The organism is Mesorhizobium sp. M0587, assembly GCF_040320945.1.
GTDB lineage: Bacteria > Pseudomonadota > Alphaproteobacteria > Rhizobiales > Rhizobiaceae > Mesorhizobium.
Window position 1 is genome coordinate 1 of sequence record NZ_JAMYQP010000076.1, and the last position, 10,628, is coordinate 10,628.

Sequence of the window (10,628 nt, forward strand, 5' to 3'; positions counted from 1 at the left end):
CCTAGGTTAAGGTCAACAACCACGAGATCGACTGGCTCACGTGAAAGAACATAGTCAAACTGCTTGCTATCGTGGACTGCGGTTACCTTCAGGGCATGCATCGGCGATGAGGCGCCGCATTGCGGCATCATCGTCAATGACAAGAACATGTTTCAACGGCACACCTCGTTTTGGGGGTTGCGCCCCGCTCAGGGTTGCATTACCTGAATCTGCAAGCAAAAGGCATGTATTAGTGATGACATTACTTGAAATTGAACAACTGGTTCTCAAAACCCTCAACGCTCTAGTTGCCGAAAAAGTAGAGGTGTCGATGACAACCAGAATGCGGGATCTCGGCCTCGACAGCCTCGACTATAACGAGCTTGCTACGGCGATCGAGAGCCGACTTGGCTGGTTTGTCGACGATTACAAGCTCTGGCAATACGAGTCCGTAAGGCATGTCGCCGACGCCGTCGCCAGTCAGGAGTTGCGCACAGCGGAACCACCAGCAGTGCGGCAAGTGCTGGAGTAGTGCTGTAGGCACAGGTTACGGTGAGGGCAGCTTGGGCGGCGGTAGCTATGGCCATTGCTCCGCTGTGGTTTCTATTCGTGACTGGTGTGTTTGAGAACTGTTGGGTCAGCCCGGTCCATGTCGCAGTGCCGATGCCCCCTTGGTGGCGTTGCCCGCAATTGCGATCGCTGCGCCCAGGGCACCAATGCTGACGGTCGTTGTCAGGCCACCCGTTGAATTGTTGTCAGAGGCAACAGTGCCCACCACACCATCCCAATTGGTGGTCGTATAGACCGACATGTAGTCACGGAACACGCTCTCACTATACGTGGTCACGATCGTTGCCGTCGTACCGGTTGGCACGAGGGCTGACCACACTGACAGATAGACCACACCAGAATTGAAGATGCTTTCACCTGAGCGAGAAGGGTGGCAGCCACACCCCCAATCGTCATACTGTTGACGGTCACTGCACTTTCGGTGTCAGTGGTCTCAGTTGTCACGATGACACGACGATTAGCGTGTGGCGCGACAAGAAGCGGAATGCTGGTGTGGGTGTAAACGGTCGTGGCAGTCGAGTCTTCGTGAGTGCCATTGAAGACCAGATCTATCGGGAACATTTTCTCCCAGACGCCCGAGCTGCGCACATAGACCTGTCGAGCCTTGGTCCAGAGGCTTGAGATTTTCACCCAGACGGCGCTGGCCGCCCCCCAGACCCCGGAGGCTTTGACGTAAAGGGCCATTACGGCTGCACCCAGAAATCACCGTCCACGCCGCCAGAAGGGGCAGCGGCCGAGATCGTGACGCTGCGATTTGCCATCGTGCCGACGCCGAGAAGCGCCTTGGTCTGGGCAATGGACTGCGGTCGACGATAATTGTCCCCGGTGCCGTCACTCGACACGCGACCGACGAAGCTCGTCACAGCGTCGGCACCTGTGGCGTAGGTCGAGCGGTACAAACGCGTCGTGATATCACCAGCGCCATCGCGCTGAGGCGATGAACATGTATGGCGAGAGCAGAACGTTTGGGGCGGGGCGGGACGAAGAGGTTGCGGAGGGCTGACAAGGTCGAGACGAAGCGTCGCAGGCCTCCCGGCGATCGGACCCCTGCATCATCCGCTCCCGTTTTCGCGGCGGCACATGGGAATTCTCCGCTCCGTTGTTCAACCCCTTGTGCGACCGGTGCTTGACGTCCGGCATCACCTGTCGCTTTGCCGCTCCATACGAGCGCAGCTAGTCGGTGATCATGCGCTTCGGCGCGAGCCCCTGCTTCTTCAACAGCCGCGTCAGCAAGCGCTTGGCGGCCTTGGTGTTGCGGCGGTTTTGCACGATTTCGTCCAGCACATATCCATCCTGGTCGACGGCGCGCCACAACCAAAGCTTTTTGCCGGGCGATGGTGACGACCACTTCGTTCAGGTACCAGACATCATCCCGGCACGGCGGCTTGCGGCGCAAGCAGCGAGCGCAGTCCAGCCCGAACTTGATGCCCCACCGGCGACTTGTCTCATACGAAACCACGATGCCGCGTTCCAGCAGCATTTCCTCAACCAGGCGCAGGCTAGCGGAAACCGGAAATAAAGCCAGACCGCGTGGGCGATAATAGGCGGCGGAAATTCGGGGGGCGTATAGCTGACGGCGGGCGTATTCATGCCCCCCGGCGTCCATGTCGCAAATCTTGACGATTGCTTTGTGTGTCAAGCCCGCCGCAGTCTCAACGCGTTCAATGCAGACATTGTGAAAATCGCCCTATTCCGCCTTTTTTTACCGTCCCTTAAGTCCCCCGCTCGCATGCTTGTCGATGCCATTGAACTCATAGCCATCGGCCAAGGATTTTGGAAAATATGTTTCCGCTCGCAGCAGAAAACGTGAGAGTCGCTGTAGCCTAACGTTAAGGGGAGAGAGCGGTTTGATTGGACGAAATGGGTACCGGAGTACCGAGTCATGAAGCCACGAGGTAATCTGGTCCGACTGAAGCAATTTCAGGTGAATGAGAAGCGGCGACAGTTGCACCAGCTAGACATCATGATTGCCGATTTCGAACGCATGACGCGAGAACTGGACTTCCAGATAAACGCCGAGGAAACGAAGGCCGGCATCTCCGATGTCAATCATTTCGCTTATCCGACGTTCGCCAAGGCCGCTCGCCTACGTCGTGACAACGTCAAGAATTCGCAATCGGACCTTCTGCGGCAGAGAACCGCAGCCGAGCCATGCCTCGCCGAGGCTGAAGCAGAGCTCTCCAAGGCGCAAATGCTAGAATCGCGCAGCGGCAGGCACGACCTCGAACCCGGCAACCGAAGCGCCATGATCGGCTGAGCCGGATGGCTTCAGCGCGCCTCATTCGCGACACCCGACTGGCCGTTGGCGCGCGAGAGGCGTGCGGGCACTGTAAAGATATCAGCGTCTTGATGCAGCGATAGCTGGTCGGGACGGCTGTCATGCTGCGGCGACATACGCGATTTTGTTCCAGATTTGCATGGCGGCGTTACGCAGGTATTGGGGGAAAGTGGAACTGGTTGGCAATCGGATCATCGGTGGAAACGAACCGCTGCCGGCGGACCGGCGCGTGCGGCAACGCCTGGCGCTTTCGGCGGCGGCGGTAACGGCAAAGCAGGCTGGCCGCGTCGAGGATGAAGCGGCACCTGCGCGATGCCGTTCTGCTCACGGCCGGGAGACGGGGTCGGCCCCGCCGGCCGGATGCTGCTCGCTTGGCGCGGCATCGTAAAGTCAACCGACAGCTTATGAAGATGTGCGTACATGGGCCATGTCAGAAGTTGCTCGTGATCCGCTCTATGGTCGCCACCGCTTTCCCGCCGAGATCATTGCGCACGCGGTATGGCTCTACTTTCGCTTTCCGCTCAGCCTGCGCATGGTTGAGGACATGCTGGCGGCCCGCGGCATCATCGTCACGCATCAGACCGTTCGAAGCTGCGCGGAGAAATTCGGACGGCATTTCGCCCAGGAGATCAATATCAGCCGGCTGCCTGGGCGACAAATGGCATCTCGACGAATGTGTGGTGGCCATCAATGGCAAGAAGCAGTGGCTCTGGCGTGCCGTCGATCAGGACGGCTTCGTCCTCGAAGTGCTGGTGCAAAGCCGCCGAAATGCCAAGGCGGCAGCGTCTGATGCGCAAGTTGCTGAAGGCTCAAGGGCGGACACCACGGATCATGATCACCGACAAGCTCCGATCCTATGATGCCGCCATGCGCGACCTCATGCCCGGCGTCGAACACCGGTCGCACACAGGCCTGAATAATCGAGCGGAAAATTCGCACCAGCCGACCCGACGACGCGAAAGGATCATGAAACGCTTCAAGTCGGCACGCCAGCTTCAGCGGTTCGTTTCCAATTGCCGACCTGCTCACTTTCCCTGCAATGCGCTGTCATCGGCTCAACATCGAGACCTGCGTAACGCCCCCATGCAAATCTGGAACAAAATCGCGTGTGTCGCCACAGCGTGACAGCCGTCCCGGCCAGCTATCGCTGCATCAAGCCGCTGAAACTTACAGTGCCGGGCGCGCTGCTACCTGAATTTCCTTACCGCTCAATCAATGTGACAGCACCGATTCTTCTCAACCGCGGCATGCCCTAAATCGTCACTTGCGTTCCGATCTCGACGACGCGTCCGGTCGGGATCTGGAAGTACTCCGTCGCGTCGGCCGCCGTACGCGCCAGGCCGATGAACAACCGGTCCTGCCACACCGGCATGCCGGAATTGGGCGAGGCCTTGAGCGAACGCCGTGACAGGAAGAACGAGGTCGTCATGATGTCGAACTTCCAGCCTTGCTTGCGGCAGATCGCCAGCGCGCGCGGGATGTTGGGCTGCTCCATGTAGCCGAAGGTCAGCGTCACCCGCATGAACAGCTCGTTGACCGTCTCCATCTTGACCCGGTCGCTGTCGGGCACCACCGGTTGCGGCGCGGTCACCACCGAAAGGATGACGTTCTGCTCGTGCAGCACCTTGTAGTGCTTCAGGCTGTGCATCAGCGCGGTTGGCGCGCTGAGTGGATCGCTCGTCAGGAACACCGCGGTGCCGGACACCAGCTGCGGCTTTTTCTTCAGGAGATTGCCGGCGAGGAAATCGAGCGGGATTTCGTTGCGGCGGGTCTTGTCGAACAGATAGCGGCTGCCGCGCACCCAGGTCCACATAGCCAGCACAATGGTGAAGGCCACCGCCAGCGAAGCCCAGCCACCCTCGAACACTTTGACGATGTTGGAGGCAAAAAAGCCGACATCGATGAAGCCGAACAGCGCCGTCATGGCGACCGCCACCCACAGCCGCCATTTCCAGATCCGGGTCATGACGACGAACAGCAGCACCGTCGTCACCAGCATGTTGCCGGTCACCGAGATGCCATAGGCGGAGGCGAGCTTGCTCGATTCGCCGAAACCGACGACCAGCAGCATCACCGCCAGCGCCAGCAACAGATTGACGCGCGGCATGTAGATCTGGCCCGACTGCTTCTCCGAGGTGTGCAGGATTTCCAGGCGCGGCAGCATATTGAGCTGCACCGCCTGCCGGGTCAGCGAGAAGGCGCCGGAGATGACCGCCTGGCTGGCGATGACAGTCGCGGCCGTCGCCAGCACGACCATCGGGATCAGCGTCCAGCCTTCGTTCATCTCGAAGAATGGATGGCCGACGACGCCATTCTTGGCCAGCACGAAGGCGCCTTGCCCGGCATAATTGAGCAGCAGGCAGGGAAACACGATCGCCAGCCAGGCCAGCACGATCGGCTTGCGGCCGAAATGGCCGAGATCGGCATAGAGTGCTTCGGCGCCGGTGACGGCGAGGAAGATGGCGCCGATGGTCACGAAAGCGACGTCGGGCGAATTGATCAGGAAGGCGACGATGTAGTGCGGGCTCACCGCCCACAGGATTTCCGGATCGGCGATGATGTGGTTGAGCCCGGAAAGGCCAATTGCCAGGAACCATACGGCGGTCACCGGGCCGAACACCAATCCTACCCCGCCCGTGCCGAAGCGCTGCACCGCAAACACCATGGTAAGAATGACCAGTGTCAGCGGCACGACATAGGGCTGGAAGGTCGGCGTGACGACATTCATGCCCTCAACCGCCGACAGCACCGATATCGCCGGTGTGATGACGGCATCACCGAAGAAAAGCGATGCCCCGACGATGCCGATGCCGAGCATCAGCGCCGAGCGCTTGGGGAAACTGCCGCGCGCCAGCGCCATCAGCGACAGCACGCCGCCCTCGCCGCCGTTATCGGCGCGCAGCACGAACATGATGTACTTGATGGTGACGATGATCGTCAGCGACCAGATGATCAATGACAAAACGCCGAGGATATCGCCGCGCTCGGCGACATTGCCGCCCGACGACGCCACCAGCGCCTCACGGAACGCGTAGATCGGGCTGGTGCCAATATCGCCATAGACAACGCCGAGCGCGCCTAGCATCAGCACCTCGGGGCTTTGCTGTTCGATTGCCGGATGGCTCGACTGTTCGACGGGTTCTGCCTCGCTACCAGTATTGGTAAGGACCATGGACGACACTCCGATAAGGGGCGGCCCTCTACCTTTGCTGCACTGCAATATCAAGTGCCGCGACGTAATGGCTCCGGATGCGGACCGCATTTGTTGCCGCACCGGCGGATTGTCTCATACGAAACCACGATCCCGCTCCCGGGCCATTTCCTCGACGAGACACAGGCCAAGGGGACCTGAAGGAGGGCCAGACCGGCTGGGCGATGATCTGCGGCAGGAAACGATGGCGCTGCTTGTAGCTGACGGCATGTCTTTCTCCTTTGTGTGTCTGCCAGACGAGCGGGCGGGCACGGAAGTGGTCGCGCTCTGGCTGCCAGACATACTCGTCCAACCTGATGAAAACCTGACTTGTACACCCAGCCCAAACAGGTGCGAGGGGTCGGTCTATTACCAAAGGCTCTGAGGGCTGATTCTCTAGGGTTCGGCATTCAATACACCGAGCGCTTGGCGGAGGCCGGCGTCGAACCCGCAGTGGGCAGTGTCGGCGACTCTTTCGATAATGCTCTCGCGGAAACGATCAACCGTCTTTTACAAGGCCGAGGTGATGCATCGACGCGGACCCTGGCGCTCATTCGAGGCCGTCGAGTTCGCCACGCTCGAATGGGTCGACTGCTTCAACAATCGCTGGCTGCTGGAGCACAACATCCCGCCGGCCGAAGCCGAGGAACGCTACTACGCCATGTTGGATGAACCAGCCATAGCCGCGTGACTCAAACGAAACGGCCACCGGAATGCCCGGGGCAGTTCACATCGCATTTGATGCCAGCTTCATCGTATTTTCTTCGGCTTGGACGGGCACTTGGCAGACCCACAGAGCTGGGAACCCTTTGCCATACTACAACTGTAACATCATATCGGTTTAGCAGGTCAAGCTTCGGTGGTAACCTCATTGGGTAGAATAACTACTTTGGAGGCGAGCAATGGATCGCGATAACAAACGGGCACGTGCAGCTGCAAGATCATCTCAAGGCGTGGGGAGCAGTAGCCTCCGTGACGTTCCAGAGGGGCCATTGAGCGATGTTGCAGAACGGCTGGTAACCGCTAACCCGCGCGATACAGCGCGAAATCTTGGGGGCTTCAAAGGCCTCGGGACGCACGAGCGAACAGCCGTTCGGGGCACTCAACCCGGGCCAGAAACTGACCTCGCGAGATTTGAAAGGCGGACCAATCGGCTTGGACGATCAGCCATCAATCTGGCCGCGACATTAACAGCCGAATTGGGGTACAGCACGGATGACATAGCATTGCAGAAAGTCGGAGCGGCCAGTAATCTAGGCGATTACCTAACGCCAGGGCTGCAAGATGCTATTGTTAATCGCATTGGCAACATGGATCCGCCGTCGCAAGCTCTCGGAACTTATTACGTTGCGCCACACTTCAGTAAGTTTACTGACGAAAATAAATCTCGCATTCTTGATCAGGCCATTGGATTGGCTTCTTCTGATCCGGATGGCAATGTCAGAAACATGGCATCCAATGCTATTCTCAACATGTATCCCCAGTTAGACGCAAATCAACAGGCCCAAGCTCACTCAGTTTTTCCCGGCATGCAAGACATCTTGCCGCACATGCCGCCGCCGCAGCATGCAGCAGAGGAACGGAGTGCGAATCTGGACGGCCACATAGCAGGTATTGAGGCTGCAGTCCGTGATACAGTGGGCCCGCAAACCTCCTATGAACAGCTGCAGCGGGGTGCTCAAATCGGGCGGTCCATAAACCACGCCTTCAATCACGCCCGAGAGGACCTAATGGAGGCCACCAGAAGCAGAGATCGCTCCGGCCGTTGAGGTCTCGGCCATGGTACAGTGACGCTTTCTCTCCCGAATCCGTTTACGGCCTTGCCGTTTCCAATTCGCTGGCCGTTGACGTACCTGCTTAGTGTAACTTTCAAAAACCACGTCTGCCGGGTGATGCGCTGCAAGCATCGCACCACCCACTGCGGCATCGATCTGTCGAGCGGCGACATCGCGCGACGCCGGTTCGGTCTCTGAAGCACGCGCAGCATTAGCTACGGCTAATCCGGCAATGGAACAATGCTTTCAACAAAAACGACGCCCCCCAACATAGCCATTAGCATCGCGTGCTCACTCGCCGTGGGCTTCTGTGCGGCAAGTCTTTACGCAACCTTCCGCCACGGCGGCAGCGGCGAGGCTCTGATGGCGTTTGATGTCCGTGCCTTTTGGTTTGAGACGCCCTTCTATTTGGGTTTCGCAACCCCCGTTTTCTATCGGGGCGCGGCTATCGTGCTCTCGACGTCCGCGGTCGTCTTGCTGATTCAGCAGATCGTATTGCGCCGCAAGCTCGAACACCACGGGACGGCTCGTTGGGCTCGAGTGGATGAAATGCGACGCACGGGATATCTGCGACGATACCGTGGCGTGACAGGGCCGGTGTTTGGGAAGACAAGTGGCCCTTTCTGGCCTGGCTACTACCTGACCAATGGCGAGCAGCCTCACAGCCTCATCGTTGCACCGACCCGCGCTGGCAAGGGCGTCGGCATAGTCATCCCAACGCTACTTACATTCAAAGGCTCGGTGATAGCTCTGGACGTCAAGGGGGAGCTCTTTGAGCTCACCTCGAGGGCGCGCAAAGCCGCAGGTGACGACGTGTTTAAATTCGCGCCGCTGGATTCGGAGCGGCGCACAAACTGCTACAATCCGCTGTTGGATCTTATAGCGTTGCCTCCACAGCAGCAATTCACCGAAGCCCGCCGCTTGGCCGCAAACCTGATTACGGCCAAGGGGGAGGGCGCGGAAGGTTTCGTCAGCGGCGCGCGAGATATCTTTGTCGCGGGAATCCTTGCCTGCATCGAGCGGGGCACGCCAACAATCGGCGCCGTCTATGACCTCTTCGCCCAGCCGGGGGAGAAGTTTAAGCTCTTCGCGCGACTCGCCATGGAGACCCAGAACAAAGAGGCACAACGCATCTTCGACGACATGGCGGGGAACGATACGAAAATCCTAACCTCCTACACTTCCGTGCTCGGCGATGGCGGGCTCAACCTGTGGGCGGATCCCGCTGTAAAGGCGGCCACAAGTCGCTCGGACTTTTCGGTCTATGATCTTCGCCGTCGCAGAACGTGCATCTATCTTTGCGTTGGTCCGAACGACCTTGAGGTGATCGCGCCTCTGATACGCTTGTTTTTTCAGCAAATCGTTTCAATTCTGCAGCGGTCGCTGCCCCGCCGGGATGAAAAGCACGAGGTTCTCTTCCTGCTCGACGAGTTCAAGCACTTGGGTAAGCTGGAGGCGATCGAGACCGCAATCACGACTATCGCGGGCTACAAGGGGCGTTTCATGCTCATCATCCAAAGCCTTTCGGCACTGACGGGGGCTTATGGAGAGGCTGGCAAGCAGAATTTTCTCAGCAATACCGGACTGCAAGTGTTCATGGCCACGGCTGATGACGAGACTCCGAACTACATTTCCAAGGCCATCGGTGAATACACGTTTGAAGCCAAATCGATTTCCCACAGCCAGGCGCGAACGTTCGACTGGACCATTCAGAATTCACATCAAGGTGCACCGCTATTGCGTCCCGAACAGGTTCGGCTGCTCGATGACGACTACGAGATTGTTCTCATCAAAGGTCTGCCACCATTAAAATTGAGGAAGGTGCGTTATTTCTCGGATCGCATTCTGAAACGCATCTTTGAACGCCAGACAGGCGCCCTCCCGGAGCCGGCGCCCTTGACGGGAGCAGAGGAGGCGCTCTCCGCAGAATCTCAACTCGATGACCCGCCGTGTGAATTGGCGCAGGACTTTGACGATACAGTTTGATGTGAGGCTGGTGTGGACCCCGCGAAAAAATCCATCCCGTGTAACAGCTTTGTCGCAGGTGCAGGACGCCGGCTTGGAAGAGGGGCAAGCGGGCCAAGCCCGGCAAGTGGGCTTTGAGCAGCACGTGTCCGAGGCGCTCCGGCCGCTGTTCGATGGTCGAGCTGACGAGCCGCCAACCAATCCAGAGGAGCTTCTGCGACTGGAACAGGGGGTTTCGCGAGGGTGCTTCAGCGAGGGCAGGATCATCAAGCCGCCTCGTCTTTTTTCAGCAACCCAGGGATGCCCGCTGGACGGGATGACCTCAACAGAAGCGTGTCGGAGGCTTTCGCAAGCTCTGGGACGCCGGAGGTCGGGCCGCCGCCCCCAGTCTTGGCTGCCAGCCAACAGCAGATCCGCCCTTCGCCGGATGCGCTTGACCAGGGCAACCACCTGCCACCCGAGTGAGTCGTCCCAACAATGAACATTCCCCAGCGCTGTTGTGGCCAGCGGAGACGCACAGGGCCCTGAATACGCCGCAAGCCGTCGCCATTCAGCAGCAGCTGAGCGAAATCGGCAATTCAGGCGGCCGCGTGCCTATGCAGAGAGGGGCCGATGCGATCTCCGGACCGGTAGCTCTCGCCGTAATTGATCAGGCTGGTACTGTTGGAAGACTTGATCAGCCTCGTCACCCCAATCTCCAGCATAGCTCACTGTCACGCGGCCAATGTGCCTCCGTAGCTAACGTCTACGTCAGCGTTGAAGAAGTAGCCTGCGCCACGGGATGTTTTGACCAGGCGAGGGTTGGCCGCATCAGCCTCCAGCTTTCGGCGCAAGCGCATGATTAGGACATCGATACTTCGATCGTACACCT

Annotated in this window: 7 protein-coding genes and 5 pseudogenes; 7 read left to right on the forward strand and 5 right to left on the reverse strand. The window is 59.0% G+C overall.

Features of this window, described 5'->3' with window-relative positions:
- Positions 1 to 156, reverse strand: a pseudogene (locus NKI49_RS32550) (DNA-binding response regulator); the annotation flags it as partial.
- A gap of 79 nt (positions 157 to 235) precedes the next feature.
- On the opposite strand from NKI49_RS32550, the gene NKI49_RS32555 reads away from it, so the two are divergent.
- Positions 236 to 511: an acyl carrier protein gene (locus NKI49_RS32555; RefSeq protein WP_023679571.1), complete on the forward strand. Its 276-nt coding sequence runs from the start codon at positions 236 to 238 to the stop codon at positions 509 to 511.
- 721 nt (positions 512 to 1,232) lie between these two features.
- Here NKI49_RS32555 and NKI49_RS32560 read toward each other — a convergent pair.
- The gene (locus NKI49_RS32560) at positions 1,233 to 1,412 is read right to left on the reverse strand and encodes a hypothetical protein (RefSeq protein ID WP_031194388.1); all 180 of its coding nucleotides are present in this window, start codon (positions 1,410 to 1,412) and stop codon (positions 1,233 to 1,235) included.
- Positions 1,409 to 2,139: pseudogene (locus NKI49_RS32565) on the reverse strand (IS6 family transposase). The gene NKI49_RS32560 and the pseudogene NKI49_RS32565 overlap by 4 nt, the downstream one beginning before the upstream one ends.
- 292 nt (positions 2,140 to 2,431) lie before the next feature.
- Between NKI49_RS32565 and NKI49_RS32570 the strand changes: the two are divergent.
- From NKI49_RS32570 to NKI49_RS32580, 3 genes and pseudogenes are all read left to right on the forward strand, one after another.
- Entirely contained in the window at positions 2,432 to 2,806 is a 375-nt protein-coding gene (locus NKI49_RS32570; RefSeq protein WP_352608385.1) for a flagellar export protein FliJ, read from the forward strand.
- Positions 2,807 to 3,059: 253 nt separating this feature from the next.
- Positions 3,060 to 3,205, forward strand: a pseudogene (locus tag NKI49_RS32575) (DUF1403 family protein); the annotation flags it as partial.
- A gap of 49 nt (positions 3,206 to 3,254) precedes the next feature.
- Positions 3,255 to 3,952, forward strand: a pseudogene (locus tag NKI49_RS32580) (IS6 family transposase).
- 127 nt (positions 3,953 to 4,079) lie between these two features.
- On the opposite strand, the gene NKI49_RS32585 reads toward NKI49_RS32580, so the two are convergent.
- The gene (locus NKI49_RS32585; RefSeq protein WP_023766567.1) at positions 4,080 to 5,999 is read right to left on the reverse strand and encodes a potassium transporter Kup; all 1,920 of its coding nucleotides are present in this window, start codon (positions 5,997 to 5,999) and stop codon (positions 4,080 to 4,082) included.
- A gap of 426 nt (positions 6,000 to 6,425) precedes the next feature.
- On the opposite strand from NKI49_RS32585, the pseudogene NKI49_RS32590 reads away from it, so the two are divergent.
- The 3 genes and pseudogenes from NKI49_RS32590 to virD4 all read left to right on the forward strand — a co-directional run.
- A pseudogene (locus NKI49_RS32590) lies at positions 6,426 to 6,708 on the forward strand (IS3 family transposase); the annotation flags it as partial.
- A 301-nt stretch (positions 6,709 to 7,009) separates the two neighbouring features.
- Complete coding sequence (locus tag NKI49_RS32595) at positions 7,010 to 7,786, forward strand: hypothetical protein (RefSeq protein WP_352607955.1); 777 nt, start codon at positions 7,010 to 7,012, stop codon at positions 7,784 to 7,786.
- A 246-nt stretch (positions 7,787 to 8,032) separates the two neighbouring features.
- Positions 8,033 to 9,778 carry a type IV secretion system ATPase VirD4 gene (virD4, locus tag NKI49_RS32600; RefSeq protein ID WP_352607957.1) on the forward strand — a complete coding sequence of 582 codons (1,746 nt, stop codon included), beginning with the start codon at positions 8,033 to 8,035 and terminating at the stop codon, positions 9,776 to 9,778.
- Positions 9,779 to 10,470: 692 nt separating this feature from the next.
- Here virD4 and NKI49_RS32605 read toward each other — a convergent pair.
- A partial coding sequence (locus tag NKI49_RS32605) for a winged helix-turn-helix domain-containing protein (protein ID WP_352556293.1) occupies positions 10,471 to 10,628 on the reverse strand: 158 nt, incomplete at its 5' end.

Bases quoted from the DNA above. Each gene is read 5' to 3' on its own strand.
- NKI49_RS32555 (WP_023679571.1), top strand. From the start codon at position 236: ATGACATTACTTGAAATTGAACAACTGGTTCTCAAAACCCTCAACGCT.
- NKI49_RS32570 (WP_352608385.1), top strand. From the start codon at position 2,432: ATGAAGCCACGAGGTAATCTGGTCCGACTGAAGCAATTTCAGGTGAAT.
- NKI49_RS32585 (WP_023766567.1), bottom strand. From the start codon at position 5,999: ATGGTCCTTACCAATACTGGTAGCGAGGCAGAACCCGTCGAACAGTCG.
- virD4 (WP_352607957.1), top strand. From the start codon at position 8,033: ATGCTTTCAACAAAAACGACGCCCCCCAACATAGCCATTAGCATCGCG.